This is a genomic window from Aestuariibaculum sediminum, assembly GCF_014596945.1.
Classification (GTDB): Bacteria; Bacteroidota; Bacteroidia; order Flavobacteriales; family Flavobacteriaceae; genus Aestuariibaculum; species Aestuariibaculum sediminum.
Window position 1 is genome coordinate 415855 of the sequence record NZ_JACVXB010000003.1, and the last position, 21840, is coordinate 437694.

General features: G+C 34.5%; 20 protein-coding genes. 13 read left to right on the forward strand and 7 right to left on the reverse strand.

Features of this window, described 5'->3' with window-relative positions; genetic code table 11:
- The first annotated feature begins 5 nt into the window (after window positions 1-5).
- The 3 genes from ICJ83_RS09395 to ICJ83_RS09405 all read left to right on the forward strand — a co-directional run bounded on the left by ICJ83_RS09395 (window position 6) and on the right by ICJ83_RS09405 (window position 1696).
- A complete protein-coding gene (locus ICJ83_RS09395) occupies window positions 6-452 on the forward strand; it encodes a FixH family protein (protein WP_188230128.1) in 447 nt (148 codons plus the stop codon).
- Window positions 453-1154 (forward strand): sulfite exporter TauE/SafE family protein, encoded by a 702-nt coding sequence (locus tag ICJ83_RS09400; protein ID WP_188230129.1) that lies wholly within the window; start codon window positions 453-455, stop codon window positions 1152-1154. It abuts the gene before it with no gap.
- Window positions 1155-1249: 95 nt separating this feature from the next.
- Window positions 1250-1696 carry a pyridoxamine 5'-phosphate oxidase family protein gene (locus tag ICJ83_RS09405; RefSeq protein ID WP_188230130.1) on the forward strand — a complete coding sequence of 149 codons (447 nt, stop codon included), beginning with the start codon at window positions 1250-1252 and terminating at the stop codon, window positions 1694-1696.
- On the opposite strand, the gene hemN is transcribed toward ICJ83_RS09405, so the two are convergent.
- Window positions 1693-3057, reverse strand: coding sequence for an oxygen-independent coproporphyrinogen III oxidase (gene hemN / locus ICJ83_RS09410; RefSeq protein WP_188230131.1), 1365 nt, complete (start codon window positions 3055-3057; stop codon window positions 1693-1695). The two genes, ICJ83_RS09405 and hemN, sit on opposite strands and share 4 nt — an antisense overlap.
- 116 nt (window positions 3058-3173) lie before the next feature.
- Between hemN and ICJ83_RS09415 the strand changes: the two genes are divergently transcribed.
- Window positions 3174-3794, forward strand: a complete 621-nt coding sequence (locus ICJ83_RS09415; protein ID WP_188230132.1) for a YceI family protein — start codon at window positions 3174-3176, stop codon at window positions 3792-3794.
- 50 nt (window positions 3795-3844) lie between these two features.
- Here the strand turns inward: ICJ83_RS09415 and ICJ83_RS09420 are convergent, their stop codons facing one another.
- On the reverse strand, window positions 3845-4177 hold the full coding sequence (locus ICJ83_RS09420) for a DUF202 domain-containing protein (protein ID WP_188230133.1): 333 nt from the start codon (window positions 4175-4177) through the stop codon (window positions 3845-3847).
- Between the two features lie 80 nt (window positions 4178-4257).
- Window positions 4258-4887 (reverse strand): 7-carboxy-7-deazaguanine synthase QueE, encoded by a 630-nt coding sequence (locus ICJ83_RS09425; RefSeq protein WP_188230296.1) that lies wholly within the window; start codon window positions 4885-4887, stop codon window positions 4258-4260.
- Window positions 4888-5072: 185 nt separating this feature from the next.
- Between ICJ83_RS09425 and ICJ83_RS09430 the strand changes: the two genes are divergently transcribed.
- The 6 genes from ICJ83_RS09430 to rluF all read left to right on the forward strand — a co-directional run bounded on the left by ICJ83_RS09430 (window position 5073) and on the right by rluF (window position 10444).
- Window positions 5073-6605, forward strand: coding sequence for a helicase HerA-like domain-containing protein (locus ICJ83_RS09430; protein WP_188230134.1), 1533 nt, complete (start codon window positions 5073-5075; stop codon window positions 6603-6605).
- Window positions 6606-6653: 48 nt separating this feature from the next.
- The gene (locus tag ICJ83_RS09435; RefSeq protein WP_188230135.1) at window positions 6654-7205 is read left to right on the forward strand and encodes a hypothetical protein; all 552 of its coding nucleotides are present in this window, start codon (window positions 6654-6656) and stop codon (window positions 7203-7205) included.
- A gap of 7 nt (window positions 7206-7212) precedes the next feature.
- Complete coding sequence (locus tag ICJ83_RS09440; RefSeq protein WP_188230136.1) at window positions 7213-8193, forward strand: YitT family protein; 981 nt, start codon at window positions 7213-7215, stop codon at window positions 8191-8193.
- A gap of 104 nt (window positions 8194-8297) precedes the next feature.
- Entirely contained in the window at window positions 8298-8669 is a 372-nt protein-coding gene (locus ICJ83_RS09445) for a cupin domain-containing protein (protein ID WP_188230137.1), read from the forward strand.
- Between the two features lie 92 nt (window positions 8670-8761).
- On the forward strand, window positions 8762-9586 hold the full coding sequence (locus tag ICJ83_RS09450) for an alpha/beta hydrolase (RefSeq protein WP_188230138.1): 825 nt from the start codon (window positions 8762-8764) through the stop codon (window positions 9584-9586).
- A 42-nt stretch (window positions 9587-9628) separates the two neighbouring features.
- Window positions 9629-10444 (forward strand): 23S rRNA pseudouridine(2604) synthase RluF, encoded by an 816-nt coding sequence (gene rluF / locus ICJ83_RS09455; protein ID WP_188230297.1) that lies wholly within the window; start codon window positions 9629-9631, stop codon window positions 10442-10444.
- A gap of 129 nt (window positions 10445-10573) precedes the next feature.
- Here the strand turns inward: rluF and folD are convergent, their stop codons facing one another.
- The 3 genes from folD to ICJ83_RS09470 all read right to left on the reverse strand — a co-directional run bounded on the left by folD (window position 10574) and on the right by ICJ83_RS09470 (window position 14862).
- Window positions 10574-11449 carry a bifunctional methylenetetrahydrofolate dehydrogenase/methenyltetrahydrofolate cyclohydrolase FolD gene (gene folD / locus ICJ83_RS09460; RefSeq protein ID WP_188230139.1) on the reverse strand — a complete coding sequence of 292 codons (876 nt, stop codon included), beginning with the start codon at window positions 11447-11449 and terminating at the stop codon, window positions 10574-10576.
- A gap of 139 nt (window positions 11450-11588) precedes the next feature.
- The gene (gene ffh, locus ICJ83_RS09465) at window positions 11589-12917 is read right to left on the reverse strand and encodes a signal recognition particle protein (RefSeq protein WP_188230140.1); all 1329 of its coding nucleotides are present in this window, start codon (window positions 12915-12917) and stop codon (window positions 11589-11591) included.
- A 193-nt stretch (window positions 12918-13110) separates the two neighbouring features.
- Window positions 13111-14862 (reverse strand): hypothetical protein, encoded by a 1752-nt coding sequence (locus tag ICJ83_RS09470; RefSeq protein ID WP_188230141.1) that lies wholly within the window; start codon window positions 14860-14862, stop codon window positions 13111-13113.
- Window positions 14863-15009: 147 nt separating this feature from the next.
- Here ICJ83_RS09470 and ICJ83_RS09475 point away from each other — a divergent pair, with 147 nt between their 5' ends.
- The 3 genes from ICJ83_RS09475 to ICJ83_RS09485 all read left to right on the forward strand — a co-directional run bounded on the left by ICJ83_RS09475 (window position 15010) and on the right by ICJ83_RS09485 (window position 18862).
- Window positions 15010-15525 carry an RNA polymerase sigma factor gene (locus ICJ83_RS09475; RefSeq protein WP_188230142.1) on the forward strand — a complete coding sequence of 172 codons (516 nt, stop codon included), beginning with the start codon at window positions 15010-15012 and terminating at the stop codon, window positions 15523-15525.
- A 96-nt stretch (window positions 15526-15621) separates the two neighbouring features.
- Window positions 15622-16518: a FecR family protein gene (locus ICJ83_RS09480; RefSeq protein ID WP_188230143.1), complete on the forward strand. Its 897-nt coding sequence runs from the start codon at window positions 15622-15624 to the stop codon at window positions 16516-16518.
- A 40-nt stretch (window positions 16519-16558) separates the two neighbouring features.
- Window positions 16559-18862 carry a TonB-dependent receptor plug domain-containing protein gene (locus ICJ83_RS09485; RefSeq protein ID WP_188230144.1) on the forward strand — a complete coding sequence of 768 codons (2304 nt, stop codon included), beginning with the start codon at window positions 16559-16561 and terminating at the stop codon, window positions 18860-18862.
- A 73-nt stretch (window positions 18863-18935) separates the two neighbouring features.
- On the opposite strand, the gene ICJ83_RS09490 is transcribed toward ICJ83_RS09485, so the two are convergent.
- Window positions 18936-21572, reverse strand: a complete 2637-nt coding sequence (locus ICJ83_RS09490) for a valine--tRNA ligase (RefSeq protein WP_188230145.1) — start codon at window positions 21570-21572, stop codon at window positions 18936-18938.
- Between the last annotated feature and the right edge of the window lie 268 nt (window positions 21573-21840).

Consider the following 21840-nt stretch of genomic DNA (forward strand, 5'->3'; position numbering starts at 1 on the left):
ATAAGATGAAATTCAATTGGGGAACAGGTATCATTTTAGCTTTTATAGCCTTTATAGGGTTTATAATGTATTTTATTATAACGCTAAGTGTCGATAAAAAATATAACCACGATTTAGTTACCGAAGATTATTACGGGCAAGAATTAGAATTTCAAAACGACATAAACAAAGAAAAAAATGCTAAAACCTTAAAGCAAAATATAACATACTTTAAATCTAAAGAGGGCCTTGTAATTCAATTCCCAAAAAATCTTAATAATAAAAATATTACTGGAAAAGTGTTCCTATACAGACCATCTAATAAACAATTCGATTTTGATACGCCTATTTCATTATCGAACCATAATTTGCTCATACCTGACTCAAGTTTATTAGATGGTCGCTGGAACATTAAAGTAGACTGGCAATATAATAATAAATCCTATCTCTTTAAAGAAGAAATAATTTACTAAATGCTTTGGTCTGCCTTCATATTCGGAATTTTAGGAAGTTTTCACTGCGTAGGCATGTGTGGCCCCATTGCCTTTATGCTACCCGTAAACCGAAATAATTCCTACAAAAAAATTTCTCAAGTACTTTTATATCACGTGGGTCGATTATTCGCTTATAGCATTATTGGTACTCTTTTTGGAATTATTGGCAAGAGCTTCTTCTTATTTGGATTACAGCAACAACTATCTATTTTCATAGGTTTACTAATGATTATACTTATGTTAATCCCTTCTTCCCTGTTGCATAAGTATAGTGCATCAAAACCCATCTATTATTTAATTTCCAGAGTAAAATTTGCTTTAGGAAAAACCCTTAAAAAGAAAACAGCCGACACATTTTTAACCATTGGTTTCCTAAACGGATTTTTACCTTGTGGCCTAGTCTATATGGCGGTTTTTGCTTCTTTAACTATGACATCAGTTTATCAAGGAGGACTATACATGCTATTTTTTGGCATCGGAACAATTCCTTTAATGACTTCTGCCATTTATCTTGGTAAATTTTTAAATACAAACATAAAACAGCGCATACAAAAAGCTGTACCAGTTTTCGTTATAATTATAGGTGCTCTGTTTATTATTCGAGGTTTGGGCTTAGGAATCCCATACCTCTCTCCAGAACCCGTAATTGATGTCGCTTCGAGTACTTTAGAATGTCATTAATTTCTTTTTAAGCTTAAAACTTTCCTGATATTAGTCATTTTTATTGTTATTAATATCGCGTAAATTTAGGCTAAGTAACCAATACTTTCTCCCTTATGAAAACTCTAGACATACAAAAATGTGAATATATTTTACACCAAAATTATATTGGTCATTTAGGGTATATATACAATAACCGACCTTTTATTGTTCCAATAACGTATTTATACAACAAAGATCATTTAATAATTGGGTATTCCGGAGAAGGCCATAAAATCAACGCACTTCGCTTAAACCCAAACGTATCACTAGAAGTATCTGAAATTGACGCTATCGATAAATGGAAATCGGTTTTGGTTCATGGTGTTTTTAAGGAGCTAACAGGGAGTGGTGCCAAGGCCATGCTACATGAATTTTCATTAGGTATAAAAGAAGTTATCCTAAATAATGAAGGGAGGGATTTAGATTACATTCATGAATTCTCCGCAAAAGTTGAGGCAGGTGAGCCCGTTATTTATAAAATTGAAGTTGAAGAAATAACGGGAAAATACCGCATCAATTAAATGGTCATCGAGAACAACTTGGTATCAGGTTGTTTTCTTTGCAATAACAAATCGAAAGCCATGCAAACGTTTCTAACAAACGGTTTTCCTTTCGAGGTTACAGACATACCATCAGGATAAATTTCAACCAACCCATCGGATAACATTTCGTCTAATCGTCTTAATACCGATGGCAACTCTTTAAAGTATAGTTCATCATCAGACCAATTGGTTTGAAACTGACACATTAAATTTAAAATATGTCTTCTTATAATTAAATCTTCATCACTCAAAAAATGCCCGCGATACACAGGAATTTTATTACTGGCTACCGAGTTATAATAGTCCTCAAGGTTCTTCTCATTTTGTGCAAAACCATACCAACTATCAGAAATAGATGAAACGCCCAATCCAATCATGGTTTGCGTCTTAGAGGTGGTATAACCCATAAAATTTCGATGTAAACCTCCTGATATCATGGATTTATAAAGCGAATCAGATGCCAAAGCAAAATGGTCCATACCTATTTCGTGATAACCAATTTCCATTAATAATTTCTTGCCTAACTGATATTGCTCTCGTTTTATTTCAGCAGAAGGCAGATCTTCGTCTTTAAACCCACGTTGCCCATTCCCTTTTATCCATGGCACATGAGCATAACTATAAAACGCTAATCGATCAGGCATCAAAGCATTGGTTTTCATAATGGTTTCCTCAACGTGTTCTAGCGTTTGAAATGGTAATCCAAATATGATATCATGTCCAACCGAGGTATATCCAATTTCTCTAGCTAATTCTGTAACATATTTAACATGTTCAAAAGGCTGAACTCTGTGAATGGCTTTCTGAACTGTTTCGTTGTAATCCTGAACACCAAAACTAACGCGACGGAATCCTAGGTCGTATAAAGCTTCCAAATGCTCTTTTGTTGTGCTATTTGGATGCCCCTCAAAACTAAATTCATAATCTTCGGATAATATTGCATCCTTTAAAACACCTCTTATTAAATATGTTAAATGCCCGGGAGAAAAAAATGTTGGTGTTCCTCCTCCTAAGTGTATTTCTTTAATAACCGGTGCTTCATCGAAATTCTTCACGTAAAGCGACCATTCTTTCAATACCGCGTTAATATATTTTGGTTCAACACTATGCTGCTTGGTTATTCGTTTGTTACACCCACAAAACGTGCATAAACTTTCACAAAATGGTAAATGAATATACAAGCTTAATCCCCCGGAAGATTTCTCGGCTTTTAAAGAGTTCCTTAATACCTTTTCCCAGCTGTCCGAGGAAAAGGAATTCGAGTTCCAATAAGGCACTGTAGGGTAACTGGTATAACGAGGTCCCGACACGTTGTATTTGTTAACTAAAGTAGATAGCATAGTACTTTTTTTTGAATTCACAAAATTACCCATAAGATTTTAAAAATGAAATAAATTCACTACAAAAATATTTACAATTAGTATATTAGCAGATATCAAATTAAAAAACAAATTTCATGAAAAAAATAGGTTATTTCTTATTACTTGCGTCCTTTAGTTTAGTCGCATGTAAAAACGATAAAAAAGAATCTAAACCCAACATTGATACTGAAAAGTCAGTAGAGGTATTTGTTGTAAAACCTGAAGCTACATCTGTAAAATTTACCGCTTACAAAACAACCGACAAAGTACCTGTTGGAGGTGAATTTACAGTTTTAAAATTTAATGAAAAAACAGGTTCTTCAGCAGAGGAAGCTTTAAATAATTTGAAGTTTTCAATTCCTGTAAGTAGTTTATTTACTAAAGACCCTTCGAGAGACACGAAAATTAAAGAATCTTTCTTTGGTACGATGCTAGATACTGAGCTACTTAGTGGTACAATAAAGATAAATAATGGCGAATACGTAGCCTCACTTACTATGAATGGTGTTACAAAAGATTTACCACTAAATGTGGAAATTACCGATGCCCGCCGCGTATTAATGACAGGTACTATGAACCTAAACGACTGGGATGCACTAGGTGCTTTAGAAAGTTTAAATAAAGTTTGTTTCGATTTACACAAGGGACCAGATGGAGTTAGTAAAACCTGGGAAGAAGTTGCTATTGAAGTAAGCACATACCTCCGAAAAGGTTAATTTAACAAGCTGAAAATAACAAAAAAAGCTACTTTAACAGTAGCTTTTTTTTATGAATTTATATCATCATGTTTTTCTGCCATGTAAAACAAGCGTTTTAAACTTCTTTTTAGTAAATAAAACCTGTAAATGCCAATGAATAAAAAAACAACCGAAAACACCAAAGCTGCTACGGCTAGATATTTAAAATTGGGGTACTCCTTAATTTGAAACAAAGCAAAAGCACCTATTAAAAGGTAAAGCGACGATCTAATGTACGATAATAAAGTGCGTTCATTAGCCAAACGTGTACGTTCTATTGCTAATTGATCCCGCAATATAATACGTTCGTCAGGTTTAAATTCTCTACTTACGGCTAATCGTTTTTTTCTTTTCTTTTTCAAAAAATGTAGTTTATAATTAGCTCTAATTTACTGTAAATCTGGTTAACCTGAATATAACCTAGGTAAATATTATTATTTACTTAAGGTATATTTAAATATTTATGTGTTTGAAGCGACACTTTCCATTTAGGGTGTTTCATTACATAGTCCACAATTTCCGGAACAACTTTATCGCGTTTGCTCCATTCGGGCTGCAAATACAAAATACAATCTTTATTTACTTTAGCCGCTTGCTCTTCTGCAAAACGAAAATCATCTTTATTATAGACGATAACTTTAAGTTCATTGGCTTTATCGTAAACCTCTTGTGTAGGCAACTTCAGTTTTTTGGGCGACAAACAAATCCAGTCCCAAATACCTGTTAATTTATAAGCTCCAGATGTTTCAATATGAACCTGCATCCCAAGTGCTTTTAATTGCTTTGTTAGCGGTGTCATATCCCATGTTAATGGTTCACCTCCTGTAATTACAATAGTATCACTATATTTTTTTGCGTTTTCTACAATTTTAGAAATTTGGGTAGGTGGATGCAGCTCAGCATTCCAGCTTTCTTTCACATCGCACCAATGACATCCTACATCGCAACCTCCAACACGTATAAAATATGCTGCGGTTCCCTTATGATATCCTTCACCCTGAATGGTGTAAAATTCTTCCATTAAAGGCAACATTTCACCTTTGTTTACTAAGTCTTGTATTTCGCTATTCATGCCGCAAAGATACGTATTCATTTACGTTATTTTATCTTTTTTACACTTCATTTAACGCGTGCTTGTTTTATTAATTTGAAACGGTTTATACTCACAATAAAACGGTTCTCTTTACTCGTTTTTAATGAAAAATAGTTATTTTTTTCTTCATCAATTTTCATGTATTTTTAACCAAAATTAAAGGTATGAGCAGAACAGAAGACTTTTTAAAACACATTACAGAAGGAAACATGACCAAAGGCGAATTTATCCCCGTGGGTAGCGCCATGTTAGATGGTGAAACTATAGCTGGTGCTCATGTAAAAATACCTTTAAAAACTTTAAATCGTCATGGCTTAATTGCTGGTGCTACCGGTACCGGAAAGACAAAATCTTTACAAGTTCTTGCAGAAAACTTAAGCGAACGCGGCGTACCCGTTCTACTTATGGATATTAAAGGAGACTTGAGCGGTTTGGCGCAACCTAGCCCCGGACATCCTAAAATTGATGAACGCATGGAAAAAATTGGCTTGCCGTTTGAGGCCAAAGGTTTTCCTGTTGAAATGTTAACCTTATCGGAACAAAACGGTGTTCGCCTGCGTGCAACGGTTAGCGAATTTGGTCCTGTTTTACTTTCTAGAATTTTAGATTTAAGCGATACCCAATCGGGCATTGTTTCTGTTATTTTTCAGTATTGCGACAACCACAAATTGCCGCTATTAGACTTAAAAGATTTTAAAAAAATACTGCAATATGCTACAGAAGAAGGCAAAGAAGAGTTTAACGAAGCTTATGGACGTATTTCTACAGCTTCTACAGGTGCTATTCTTCGCAAAATTGTAGAACTCGAGCAGCAAGGAGCCGACCTATTTTTTGGTGAAACATCGTTTGATGTTCAAGATTTATTACGCATTGACAATACGGGTAAAGGTTATATAAACATTATACGCTTAACCGATATTCAAGACCGCCCAAAATTGTTCTCTACTTTTATGCTAAGCTTACTAGCTGAAATTTATTCTACATTCCCAGAACAAGGAGACACAGGCAGACCTGAGTTGGTTATTTTTATTGATGAGGCTCATTTAATTTTCGATGAAGCATCTAAAGCATTGCTCAATCAAATAGAGAGTATTGTAAAGCTGATAAGAAGTAAAGGTGTAGGTTTATATTTTGTAACGCAAAACCCAACCGATGTGCCAGAAGAAGTGTTAAGCCAGTTAGGGTTAAAAATTCAACATGCCTTACGCGCTTTCACAGCTAAAGATAGAAAGGCTATTAAATTAACCGCACAAAACTATCCCGATTCACCATATTACAATACCGAAGACGTCTTAACTGCATTAGGTACGGGTGAAGCTTTAGTCTCGGCGTTAGATGAAAAAGGGCGGCCTACCCCACTGGCAGCGACCATGATGCGCGCCCCTATGAGTCGCATGGATATTTTAACAGACACCGAATTAAAAGACCTTCTTTCGGCTTCTAAACTAGTTAAAAAATACAACGAAACCATTGATCGTGAAAGTGCCTACGAATTATTAACTAAAAAAATTGAACGCGCCGAAGCAGAGGACGCTAAAGAAAAAGTTAAAAAAGAACAAGAGGCCTTAAAAAAAGCTCGCTCGTCGTCCTCTTCAAGACGAAGAAATACGGCTATGAATCCCGTAGTTAAAGTTTTAACCAGTGCCACATTTATTAGAAGTGTTTTTGGTATTTTAACTAAAATCATGAAAAAATAATGCGACATTTGTGTCAAAAAAAATTAAACCATCTTATCAAATCATTACATGAAAAAAATAATATTAAGCATCTCTGTTCTATCTCTTTTATTCACAGGCTGTAATAAAACTCAGGATCCATTTGAAATTTCGAAACAACATGTGGGTTTATTAACAGATTCTACGCTAGTTAAAAATTTAAAAACTGTTTTTTTAAACGATTCAATTAATGAAGTTATTAACGATAATGGCTTTTTAGGAATTGGAAAGAGCATAGAGGTATTTGATAATTCTGGTAAAAAATTATTGATTCTGAATCCCGAATACAAACCAGACACCACCGCAGTCGTTAAAAGTGTTCAAATTATTGATCCTAGATTTAAAACTGAAAAAGATATTACGACCCAAAGTACATTTAAGGATATTAGTAGCAATTATAAAATTTCAAGAATAGACAACTTAATTAATTCGGTGGTTGTTACCGTTAACGAAATTAATGCAAGTTTCACTATCGATAAGCAAGAGCTACCCGCAAATATTAGATTCGATATGGATCTGGACATTGAAGCGATGCATATTCCTGAGAATGCTAAAATAAAATACTTCTTTATAAATTGGTAAACTGCCCATGAATCCGATTTTATCCAAATTACTTGTAGATCTTGCTAAAAAGCGGATAAAGTCAAAGCAAATTATTGACAAACCGGTTAGTAAAAAACAAATTGTTCCACTGGTTAGGAATTTTCAGGTAGAATTGGCTCATGCCATTAAGGAATATATCTTTATCATTATTGGTGTTTTTTCAGCTGGGTTTGGATTAAAAGGATTTTTGTTACCAAATCACTTTATAGATGGAGGTGCTACGGGAATTTCACTGTTATTAAACCACGTTGCACCTCTCAATTTAAGTTTCTTTTTAATACTTGTAAACCTCCCATTTTTAATATTAGCATCTAAAACAATTAGCATAAAATTCGCTGTAAAAAGTATTGCTGCCATTGCACTTTTAGCTTTTGTGGTTCATTTTATTAAGTACCCTACAATTACCGAAGACAAATTATTAATTTCGGTTTTTGGCGGTTTCTTTCTTGGCTTAGGTATTGGAATGTCCATGCGCGGGGGGAGTGTTATTGATGGCACCGAAGTTCTGGCCATTTATTTAAGCAGAAAATTGTCGCTTACCATAGGCGATATATTGCTGCTCATCAATATTATCATTTTTTCTGTTGGAGCTTATGTACTGTCAGTTGAAACAGCACTCTATGCCATTTTAACCTACCTGGCTGCGGCAAAAACAGTTGATTTTGTTGTAGACGGTGTGGAAGAATACGTTGGTGTAACCATTATATCCAAATCTCATGAAGCCATCAGGTTAATGTTAACCGAAAAACTTGGTAGGGCCTGTACTATTTTTGCTGGTAAAGGTGGATTCAGTAACGATAATAAAACCTATAATCAAGATATTGTATATACAGTAGTTACACGTCTTGAGCTTGCCAAATTACAGACAGAAATCGATAAAATAGACAGAAATGCCTTTATCATCATGGGTATTGTAAAAGACCTCAAAGGTGGTATGATTAAAAAGAAACCTTTAAAGAGTCACTAATACATTAACTTAAACGCTCTAGTAACCGCGCAGGAATGCGTATATTTGAACCTCGAATTAATTACGTTCATATCACGTAATTTTCTAGTAAGAATTAGTTTATTATGAGCACAACAAAGAAATACACGATACAAACCAATCCGTTTGTAGTACCAACAAATGATGGTAAAGTTATTAACGAACATTTTGGTTTAGCAACCAATAACAATAGCAATATTAGTATCGCTCATATGAAAGCCCCTGCGGGTTGGAGTGAACCATTTCAAACCCCAGAATTTGATGAATACACGTTTGTCATACGTGGAAAAAAACAATTTATAATAGAGGGAGAAACCATTGTTCTGGAAGCTGGTCAATCGATAAAAATAGATCGCAACACACGGGTTCAATACTCAAATCCATTTACTGAAGTTTGCGAATATATTGCTATCTGTACTCCTGCATTTTCAATAGAATTAGCACGCAGAGAATCTTAATTGCGTTAAAAAAGTAATTCATCTATAATCTTTAAAACGAGTCTATCGAGGTGGCAATCGCCAATTTAAAATCTCGAATAACTATACTTTCAATGAATCAAATAATAGTAAAAACCATAGGAAAACTTGTAAACACCTTTTGCTATATAGCACCATACCAAGCGGCAAAAATGGCAGTTAACATTTTTTCAACTCCAAGAAAAGGACAATTACTTACCGAAGAAAACCAGTATTTGAAATCGGCAAAACAAAACACTTTAAATTACGAAGGGATAAACATTCAAACCTACCAATGGCCTGGATCGCAAAAAACCATATTATTAGTCCACGGTTGGGAAAGTAATACTTATCGGTGGAAAGATTTAATAGAGTTGCTAAAAGTTGAAAATTATAATATTGTAAGTATTGATGCTCCGGGACATGGAAATTCAGGACATAAAACTTTCAATGCTGTGTTGTATTCCGAATGTATCAACTTAGCCGCAAGCACCTTCAAACCAAACATCATAATAGGACATTCCATTGGCGGCACTGCTTCTGCCTTAGCAACCCATAATTATAAACTTCCTATTGAAAAGCTTATACTATTAGGTGCCCCATCCAATTTTGACGAAGTTATTGAAAACTATGTTAAAATTATGGGATACAACAAAAAGGTGGTTACAGCTATGAATGATTATTTTTTAAAACACTTTGGAAAGCTTCCCAGCTTTTATGCTATAGAAAACTTCTCGGAAAATCTTTTGCCCCAAGGTTTAATTATTCATGATAAAAAAGACCGAATAATTTCATATCGCGATGCTCTACAAATATCTAAACATTATAACAACGCCAAACTAGTTAAAACCAAAGGATTTGGTCATGGCTTAAAAAATGAAATTGTATACAATCACATTTTAGAATTTTTAAACACTTAGATTTATTGTATTTTTGAATCTTAAAATTTGTACAGAAACACCATGTCGGAAGAGTTAAAACGTATTAATAAATATTTAAGTGAAGTTGGCTATTGTTCGCGCCGAGAAGCCGATAAACTTATTGATGCCGGCCGTGTTACTATTAACGGAAGCGTTCCGGAAATGGGAACTAAAATTGCTCCAAATGATGTGGTTTGTGTGGATGGTAAAGAAGTAAAAAACACCAAAGAAAAGTTTGTTTACCTGGCTTTTAATAAACCTGTAGGGATTGTTTGTACTACCGATACGCGTGTAGAAAAAGATAATATTATCGACTTTATTAACTACCCGAAACGTATATTCCCTATTGGTCGCTTAGATAAACCAAGCGAAGGCCTCATTCTTTTAACAGACGATGGTGATATTGTAAACAAAATATTGCGTGCCAGTAACAACCACGAAAAAGAATATATTGTAACTGTCGATAAACCAATTTCTCAAACTTTTATTGAGCGAATGGCGGGTGGTATTTATCTGGAAGATTTAAAAAAAACCACCAACAAATGTAAGGTTAAAAAACTAAATACTTTCGAATTCAAAATCATTTTAACACAAGGGTTAAACCGACAAATACGCAGGATGTGCGCCTATTTAAACTATGAAGTACAAACCTTAAAGCGTGTTCGTATCATGAACATAAAATTGGATACCCCAGTTGGTGAGTACAGGGAATTAACAAAAGAGGAATTTACAGAGTTAAAAAAGCTTATTAGCACGTCAACCAAGGTTTTTAAACCTAAAACAGAAAGACGCCCTAATACTTCTCCAGAAAAATCACAAACAAGCAACAGGAAACAACCTAAGCGCAGAAAACGATAATAAGGCTCCTATTCCTATAAAATTTATAGAGACTTTGATAAAGCCTAAACTAAAATTAAATTTACAAACAAAAAAAGCAGCACTTAAAAATGCTGCTTTTTTTGTTTTGCTTATAAATAATTATTATTTCTATCCGTGTCTTTCTCTTGCCAACAAGGTATTTTTAAGAAGCATAGCAATCGTCATAGGTCCTACACCTCCAGGCACAGGGGTAATGTAGCTAGCTTTAGGGCTTACACTTGCAAAATCGACATCGCCAGCTAAGCGGTAACCTGCTTTTTTAGTCTCGTCTGGTACGCGTGTGATACCTACATCGATAACCACAACACCATCTTTAACCATATCGCCGGTTAAGTATTCCGAAATGCCAATAGCAGCAACAATAATATCGGCGCTGCGCGTAATATCCGCTAAGTTTTTGGTGCGACTATGAACAACAGTAACAGTAGCATCACCAGCCTTGCGTTTCTGGCTCATTAAAATACTCATAGGGCGACCAACAATATGACTACGCCCCATAACCACTACATTCTTTCCTGAAGTTTCCACATTGTATCGCTCCAGTAATTCCATAATTCCAAACGGTGTAGCAGGCAAAAATGTTGGCAAATCTAACGCCATTCTACCCACGTTTGTTGGGTGGAAACCATCTACATCCTTATCCGGATCAATCGCCATTAATACCTTTTGCTCATCAATGTGTTTTGGTAATGGTAACTGTACAATAAAACCATCAATATCATTATTTGTATTTAACTCATGAATCTTTTGCAATAAAACCGCTTCGGTCGTTTCCTCTGGCAAGTCTATTAGAGTAGAGTTAAACCCAATTTTTTCACAAGCTTTCACTTTAGCATTAACGTAAGTCATACTTGCGCCATCTGTTCCTACTAAAACAGCTGCCAAATGAGGTACTTTCTCTCCATTAGCAATCATTTTTTGAACATCGACTGCGATTTCTTCTTTTATATCGTTACTTACTTTTTTACCGTCTAAAATTGTCATTTTTGGTTACTTGTTATTTGTATTCAGATTTTAGTTTTTGAGTGAACGCTTGTCGATACAATTCTTCGTTCCCTAGAATTAATCGGCGTGACGACATTGGACTTTTGATCTTTTTAAAAACTAACTTTTAACTAAAAAATTATCGCATCCCGCGCATCATGCCCATCATCTTTTTAGCACCACCACCCTGCATCATCTTCATCATTTTGCTCATTTGGTTGAATTGCTTTAATAGCTGATTTACTTGCTGGACAGAAGTCCCCGACCCTTTTCCAATACGCTTTTTTCTACTAGCATTAATAATTGAAGGATTGGTTCTTTCCTCTGGGGTCATCGAATAAATAATAGCCTCAATACCTTTAAAGGCATCGTCATCAATATCGACATCTTTTAACATTTTACCGGCTCCAGGTATCATTCCCATAAGGTCTTTCATGTTACCCATTTTCTTAATCTGCTGGATCTGATTTAAGAAATCGTCGAAACCAAATTGATTTTTAGCAATTTTCTTTTGAAGCTTACGCGCTTCTTCTTCATCAAACTGCTCTTGGGCACGCTCAACTAACGAGACTACGTCACCCATACCTAAAATACGGTCGGCCATACGTGACGGATAGAACACATCGATAGCTTCCATTTTCTCGCCAGTACCAATAAACTTGATAGGTTTATTAACTACCGATTTAATTGAAATCGCCGCACCACCTCGGGTATCACCATCTAATTTCGTAAGGATAACCCCATCGAAATTTAAAACATCGTTAAAGGCTTTAGCTGTATTTACCGCATCCTGACCTGTCATAGAATCTACGACAAATAAGGTTTCCTGTGGTTTTATAGCTTCGTGAATGTTAGATATTTCGGTCATCATAGCCTCATCTACAGCTAAACGACCTGCGGTATCGATAATAACCACATTAAATCCATTCGCTTTTGCATGTGCAATACCTGCTTGCGCAATAGCTACCGGATCTTGATTACCTTTATCGCTGTAAACCTCTACACCTATTTGCTCTCCTACAACGTGCAACTGATCGATTGCTGCAGGACGATAAACATCACAAGCAACTAATAAAGGTTTCTTTGTTTTTTTATTTTTTAGATAATTAGCAAGCTTACCCGAGAATGTCGTTTTACCAGAACCCTGTAAACCTGACATTAAAATAACACTAGGTGTCCCTGAAAGATTTATTCCTTCGGCATCCCCTCCCATTAATTGGGTTAATTCGTCTTTAACGATTTTAACCATTAATTGCCCTGGCTGTAATGTTGTTAATACATTTTGTCCAAGCGCTTTTTCCTTAACGGTGTTTGTAAATTGTTTGGCTATTTTAAAGTTTACATCGGCATCCAACAAGGCACGTCTTACTTCCTTTAATGTTTCTGCTACATTGACTTCAGTAATACTTCCGTGTCCTTTAAGAACGTGTAAGGCTTTATCTAATTTATCGCTTAAATTATTAAACATAATTGTTATTGAAATTTTAAGAAGTGCAAATTTAATGATTTGCTGTGTATTAATGAAGTTTAGCCTCTATAAAAATTACACAAAAAAAGGACTAACATGTTTATTACATGTTAGCCCTTTATCGGCGAAAGCTTACTTAAAAATTAACCTACTAATTTCAATTTGGTAAGGTTCGCATTCTACAGTAGCAGAATTAATTTTTCTTTTCCAATACTAATTTTCGTTCTAAGTTACCAGCTGCATCAAAATCTAGTAATTCGATACGCGTTTCGGTTGGATTTTTAATTTTCCAACGATGATTTAATGCCTTAAAAGGTTGTGTATCTTCAAATCGCAACCCCATAAACAAGCCATCGGCCCTAAAAGTCAACCAAGAACCATTAATTACATTTTGATTTTCGTCGGTAACTTTCACAAATCCATTTGCATTAAAATTAATAGTGTATGTATTATATGTATCGGTTTTATTTACCGCTCCATCTTGATATAAGGCTACTTGCCAGTTACCATCGACCATGAATCCGTTTATAGCTTTAATATCTTCATCCAAGTCCGGACAATGACGTCTTAAAATCATTTTGTTATCAGAATTCGATAGCTTTATTAAATTAGGTTCTAAAAAGGTGATTAGCCATTGTAAGTTTAAATTAGGACGATCTTCCAAAGTAATTTGAAGAACAAAACCAGCATTTACTGAAGTTATTTTATATGTTCCGGCTACTAATTCTCCGTTTACGCGCAATTTAACCACATTGTCTGCAAAGAATTTTAAAGGCGTTCCAATATACTCAACCTCGTTATCCATAGCATCAACCTGAAGTCGTTCTACACGCCAAAAACATTCTTTTAAGTAGTTTTGAATTTTATCTAATGTATACTCCAAAACCACATCGCAATTTTTTCTTAAAATAATTCGGTTTCCCCCTGCTTGGTATAATTTAATTCTACCGTACTCTATATCGTAAACAAACCATTCTAATGTAAAATCGACTAAAGTATCGAACTCGAGCTTTATTAAGGCGCCATTATCGGTTACTCGGGTAGACCAAGTACCTGTTAACATATCACCAGAACGTGTTTTTACTTTAACCACATTATTGTCCTGAAATGCAATGGCATATTCTCTGTAGAGTTCACGCAAATCGTTTTCATTACGTTCAAACTCATGTACTACCCAAGGACAAATTTTCAGATATTCATCTAAGCGTTCTTTCGTGAAATCGGTATCGCCATAATCGTTATCATCATCTTCATCGCAAGCATGTTTTGCTTCGCGAATAACAGATTGTAGCCCAATGTTATTGTACACCTCAACTTCAGTCTCATCGGCATGAATTAATGTTACGGGAAAATTTAAACTCGCAATAACTTCCTTTTCTCTAACACGATGTATAAACTTATATAGCATTTCATCGTTTTCGATAGTCACGACATCGACAAACTGAAACTTGGTATTATAAATTGAAAACTCAACTGGGTACTTAAAATCGATACACTCAATATCGTCATCTTCTTCATTTTCTTCATGGCATTCTTTTACAAGTAGTGCTAAAGCTTCTTTATTTTTTATTTCATGCACGGTAAAATCGGCGCTTACAATGGTAATTGGAAAAATAATTTCCATATCGGAATAATCGTAATCAAATTCCTTAAATATTCCTTCGATTACCTTATAATCTTCTTCCGAGTCTACTGTAATCTCTAAACCATTTAACACAACTTTTACAGGAAGTTTAACTGTTAAACAGCTAGCTCGATCAATAATATTATCAAAAGATCCATCTTTTGTTGATGTCGCTTCAATTAAAACCGCTAACTCCGAATTTGCAGCAATAGCTTCAGATTCTTCAGCAGTGGTGATGTCTACCACTTCATCCTGACAAGACATTAACAATAACAGGGCAAAAAAAGGTAATACGAATAATGATTTTAGTTTAGTTTTCATAATCTGTGAATTTGGGTTAATCATAGCTTTTGTTAATTAAACAAGTGAAGATTAAAAATTCCTACCCTAATAATTAAAAAAAAATTTGAGGTAACTGCTTTGTAATCAACTAAAGCTTTATTTTAGTGATTGCAACGCCTACTATATATGAACAAACAACTGTATAAAAATATTTGTGAAGAATCTATTTTTTCATCCATTTTTAAAAAATACGCAAAAGATTTGCACAACTTTTTGTATTACAAATACGGCGAAAAACTAAACCCCCAAGATAAAGTTCAGGAAGCTTTTGTAAAACTTTGGGAAAACTGCGCCAAAGTTACCCCAGAAAAAGCCAAGAGTTTTGTTTTTACAACAGCAAATAATTTAATGCTTAACGAAGCCGCACATCAAAAGGTGATTTTAAAATACAGAACTACAAACCCCAAGACCTACACGAATGAAAATCCTGAATTTTTAATGCAGGAAAACGAATATTATAATAAACTGCAAAATGCATTAACCAATTTAACCGAGGCCCAGCGCGAAGCCTTTTTAATGAATAGAATTGAAGGTAAACGCTTTAAAGAAATTGCTGAAATTTTAAACATTTCGACAAAGGCTGTTGAAAAACGAATTTATGGCGCTTTAGAAAAATTAAGAAAGGATATTAAAGAATTATAGGTGGCAATAAACTATTTCACACTAAATCAAAACTTTTTTATTAACGAAGGGTAGGAAAAAATAAAAGATACTTGTTATATAGATGTATAGGAAATTATGAAACGAGACGAACTCATATTAAAATGGCTTAATAACGAGCTAAACAAACAGGAACTTGAAGCTTTTAAACAGCTTGAAGAATACAACGATTTGATACAATTAGACCGTAGTCTACAAGCTTTTAAAACTGAAGATTTCAATACAGACTCGGAATTAAACAAGGTCTTAACCACGATTAAAAGCTTTAAAAAATCAGGAAAATCGCGAATCTCTGTATTTATGCGCGTTGCCGCTGTATTAGCGATTTCCTTTAGTTTGTATTACTACACTACAACGCTCGACACCACTTATACCACAGATTTTGCAGAAAAAACTTTAATCGAATTACCCGACCATAGCAGTGTTAACTTAAATGCCAATTCGTCTTTGGTATTTAATAATAAAAACTGGAATAAAATACGTGAAGTTCAACTTAACGGAGAAGCTTTTTTTAAAGTTTCTAAAGGATCTTCATTTGAGGTAAAAACCAAATCGGGTGTTGTTACCGTATATGGTACTGAGTTTAACGTTAAACACCGGAAACAATTTTTTGAAGTTATTTGCTACGAAGGTTTAGTTGGCGTGACATTTAATTCACATGAAACTAAATTAAAACCTGGCGACAGTTTTTTAATTCTAGACGGGAAAATTATTGCTAAAGAAAAAGAAAAAGAACTAGAACCTTCGTGGTTAAATAATGAAAGTGCCTTTAAAAGTGTTCCATTCAAATATGTAGTTTCAGAATTGGAAAGACAATATGGCATTTCTGTTGTAACAGATAACATCGATACCAATCAATTATTTACTGGTAAATTCACGCATAACAATTTAGACATTGCACTAAAAGCCATTACCCTACCGTTACACATTACCTACAGCAAATCAAACGATATCATTACTTTAACAGGTGAATAGGAATTTTATCCTTTCTTTTATTTATTCTATTATTTTCTTGATGTTTTCACCCTTAAATGGACAAACACTTCAAGAAAAACAGTCCTTAATATCGGTTTTAAAAATATTAGAAGCACGCTATAATGTAAGTTTCTCTTATGCCGACGCAGCCATTAAAGACAAACAAAGCAGTATCCCCAAAATTCAATTAAGCTTATTTGAGGCCCTAGATTTTCTAAAGGAAGAAACACAATTGGATTTTGAAACTTTAAACAACCGCTTTATAGTTATACGTGAAAAAAGTGTTATTAAGAATCAAGTTTTTAAAACACAACGCCTTGAAGAAGTTATTGTTTCAAAATACTTAACCAATGGGATTGAAAAATTAAATAATGGCGCAATTACAATAAATTCGGAAGCTTTTGGTATACTACCAGGACTTATTGAGTCAGACGTTTTACAAACCATTCAGGCTTTACCTGGTATATTAAGCACCGATGAAACGGTTTCAAATATCAATATACGCGGCGGAACCCATGACCAAAATCTCATTCTTTGGGATGGTATAAAAATGTATCAATCTGGTCATTTTTTTGGCTTAATTTCAGCTTTTAATCCATACACGACCAAAACTATTAACATCTATAAAAATGGTTCCAGTGCCAGATACGGCGATGGCGTTTCGAGCGTTATCGATATGAAATTACCCGATAATATCGATAACAATTTTAAGGCTGGTTTAGGCTTTAATTTAATTAATGCCGATGGTTATGTTAAAGTTCCAATTTCAAACAAAACCGAATTACAACTATCATCTAGGCGTTCGGTATCAGACTTAATAACCACGCCAACCTATGAGCAATATTTCAAACGTATTTTTCAAGATTCAGATTTAACAAATTCCAATAATTCGTCTTCTGTTTCTCAAAATGAAAACTTTTATTTCTACGATGTCGCTCTAAAATTCCTTTACAACATTAATGATAGTAACAAGGTTAGGGTTCATTTTTTAAATGTGAACAATTACTTGAATTACGACGAACAATCTACCATAAATGATCAGGATGAAGCTTTAAACAGTAAATTAAGACAAGAAAATTTAGCAACCGGAATTACGTATACCAGAAATTGGAATGCTAAGCTTAAAACTACTGCGCAACTATATGTATCGAATTACGATTTAGACGCGACCAATTTCGATATCACAAATAATCAACGGCTTATTCAGGAAAATCAGGTTTATGATGGAACTGGAAAACTTAACATCCAGTATCACTTTAACAAAAATATTAATATTAATTCAGGGTATCAATTTACTGAAGTAGGCATAAGTAATCTCGAAGACGTAAACAACCCTTATTTTAGAAGCTATGTAAAAGATGTTGTTCGAAGTCATGCCACTTATTTTGAAAACCAGTTTTTATCGAACAATGCCAGAACAAAATTAAACTTTGGAACCCGATTAAATTATTTTCCTAAATTCGACGAGCTTTTAATTGAACCTCGATTAAGTTTTAGTCAACGATTTTTAAACTATTTTCGTTTAGAATTACTTGGCGAATTAAAAAGTCAAACTACCTCACAAATTATCGATTTACAAAATGACTTTTTAGGCATAGAAAAACGGCGTTGGATACTTTCTAACAACTACAAAGACGTTGTGGTTACAGAAGAACAAACTATTTACCCTGTTCCTATTTTAAGAAGTAAACAAATTTCAGCAGGGCTGCATTACAACAAAAATGAATTCTTGATGAGTTTCGAAGCATTTTGGAAGAAAGTTAACGGCATAACCACGCGAAGTCAGGGTTTTCAAAATCAATTTCAATTTACAAACGACACCGGAAGTTATACCATTAAAGGGCTTGACTTACTCATTAACAAACAGTTTGGAAATTCCTTGAGTTCATGGATTTCATATTCATTTTGTACAAACATTTATACGTTTAATTCCATTAATGATGGTAACCCCTTCCCGAATAATACCGATATTAAAAATGCCCTTGCTTTTGGTGGCGCGTATACCAACAACGCTTTCAAATTTGCTCTTGGAATTAACTGGCATTCCGGAAAACCAACGACGGAACCCGACGTAAATGACAGTCAAGAGGACAATGTTATTAGCTATGCCAGTCCTAATAGTTCAAATTTAAAAGATTATTTGCGCGCCGATTGCTCTGCTACTTACGATTTTAAGCTTACGCAGCAAGCAAAAGCCACGATAGGAACTTCCATTTGGAACCTTTTAGATCGTACTAACATTATAAATCGCTATTATACCTTAGATGACGCGAATAATGTAAACAAAGTTGAAAACCATTCGTTAGGTATTACCCCAAATGTAAGTTTCAGGGTCAGGTTTTAAATGTTATAGAAAACAAAAAGAGATCCATTTTTCAATGCACCTCTTTTTTCATTTTATCTTTTAGAGTCAGATTTTAATTTAAACTCGCTAAACTCGCTTTTAATGTTTCTATTTTTGCTAATGCATCGGCCTCTTTCTTCTTTTCTGAAGCCACAACCTGATCGGGTGCATTGCTAACAAAACGTTCGTTAGATAACTTTTTCTGAACTGATTTCAAGAAACCTTCAGTATAATTTAGCTCCTCTGTTAATTTCTTAATTTCCGCTTCAACATCAATACTTCCTGCCATAGGCACAAAATATTCATTAGATTTTACTCGGAATGTTAAAGCACCATCTACAGCTTCATTTACATATTCTATAGCCTCAAGGTTCCCTAGTTTTTGAATTATCGAATCGAAAGTCGATTTAGTATTTTCCTTATTAATTACAGAAAAACCAATCGCATCTTTAAATGCTATATTTTTTTCTTTTCTAATATTTCTAATGCCTGAAACAACTTCAGAAGCAAAATCAAATTCAGCAATTAATGCATCGTTTATTGATTTTGCCGCTGGCCATTTCGCTACAATTAAAGCTTCTTCTGGGGTGCGCTCGGCTATATAATGCCAAATATCTTCTGTTAAAAATGGCATAAACGGATGAAGAACTTTTAAATTATCTTCAAACGCTGCAATTAAAGCTTTATAGGTTTTTGCATCAACAGGTTTTTGGTAGGCGGGCTTAACGATTTCAAGTAACCAGCCCGAGAAATCATCCATAATCAACTTGTAAATAGTCATTAAAGCATCGCTTAAACGATATTTACTAAAATGATCTTCAATGTCTACTAATGCTTTTTGAAATTTTGATTCATACCATTCTAAGGCAATCTTACTTGATTCGGGCTGGGGTATGGTTTCATCAATTTCCCAACCGTCTATTAAACGGTAAGCATTCCAGATTTTATTTCCGAAACCTTTTCCTTGCTGACATAAAGCCTCATCAAACAATAAATCGTTACCAGCAGCACTACTTAATAGTAATCCTACGCGAACGCCATCGGCACTGTATTCTTCAATTAGCTTTAAAGCGTCTGGTGAATTCCCTAAAGATTTACTCATTTTACGACGCTGTTTATCTCGAACAAGTCCGGTTAAATAAACATTATTGAATGGTTTTTCTCCTTTATACTCATATCCAGCAATTATCATTCTGGCTACCCAGAAGAATAAAATGTCAGGACCAGTAACTAAGTCGTTGGTTGGATAATAGTATTTAATATCTTCATTTTCAGGATTACGAATACCATCAAAAACACTCATTGGCCATAACCATGATGAAAACCAAGTATCTAGCGCATCGGTTTCCTGAGTTAAATCCTCAGCCTTTAAATCGCTATTTCCTGTCTTTTCCTGAGCTAAAATTAAAGCTTCCTCAGCAGTTTCAGCAACTACAAAATCTGCCTTACCATCGCCATAGTAGTATGCCGGAATTTGTTGTCCCCACAATAACTGGCGAGAAATATTCCAGTCGCGAATATTTTCCATCCAGTGACGATAGGTGTTTTCGAACTTTTTAGGAAATAACTGAATATCATTATTATCACCTAAAACAGCCTCAATAGCAGGTTTTACGAGTTCTTCCATCTTTAAAAACCACTGATCGCTTAATCGCGGCTCGATAACGGCTTTAGTTCGCTCGGATGTTCCTACTTTATTTATATGGGTTTCAGTTTTTACTAAAACGCCTGCTTCTTCTAATTCTTTGGCAATCGCCTTACGCACCACAAAACGATCTTGTCCTTCATAATGTAATCCGTAACTATTTAAAGTGGCATCATCATTGAAAATATCTACAACTTCCAAATCATGTTTATCCCCTAAAACCTTATCGTTTTCATCGTGAGCTGGTGTTACCTTTAAACAACCTGTACCGAATTCAAGATCTACATACTCGTCTTCAATTATAGGAATAACACGACCACAAATTGGCACTACCGCCTTTTTCCCTTTTAAATGTAAAAAGCGCTCATCGGTAGGATTGATACAAATCGCGGTATCTCCAAAAATAGTTTCCGGACGCGTAGTAGCAATTGTTAAAACATCGTCACTACCTTCAATTTTGTAATTTAAATAATAAAGGTTGCCCTGTTTTTCTTCGTAAATAACTTCTTCGTCTGAAAGTGTTGTTTTTGCTTCAGGATCCCAGTTAACCATACGATAACCTCGGTAAATTAACCCTTTATTAAATAAATCAACAAATACTTTTATAACAGCTTCAGACATATTGTCATCCATGGTAAACTTGGTTCTTTCCCAATCGCAGGAGCACCCAAGTTTTTTAAGCTGTTCTAATATAACCCCACCGTATTCATGCGTCCAATCCCAGGCATGCTTTAGAAACTCATCACGAGACAAATCATTTTTATCGATACCTTGTTCTTTTAATTTGGCAACGACTTTGGCTTCGGTAGCAATCGATGCATGATCGGTTCCAGGCACCCAACAAGCATTTTTACCTTGTAAACGTGCCCGACGTATTAATACATCCTGAATGGTATTATTTAACATATGCCCCATGTGTAAGACCCCGGTTACGTTAGGTGGAGGTATTACAATGGTGTAAGGTTCTCTTTCATCTGGCTCTGAATGAAAATAATTGTGTTCCATCCAGTAGTTGTACCACTTACTTTCTACCTGACTAGCTTCATATTTTGAAGGTATTTGCATACTTTGGAATAGTTTTTGAATAATGAAGTGCAAAAGTACTTATATTTCTTGTTCTTTAAAAGTCATATTAAAAGTAAGAATTAAAAGGACCTTTTTTTTAATGTAAACATGCATTCTTTATAGCTTTAAAAGCCTAATTTGTTAGAACCAAATTGTGTAATACAACTAATATTTTTGTAGAATGCTAAAAAAGTAAGTATGTTTGAGTTCGTTTTAACGGGAAAAAACCCTAAAAAAATGATAACAACAACAATAAAATAATAGAAAA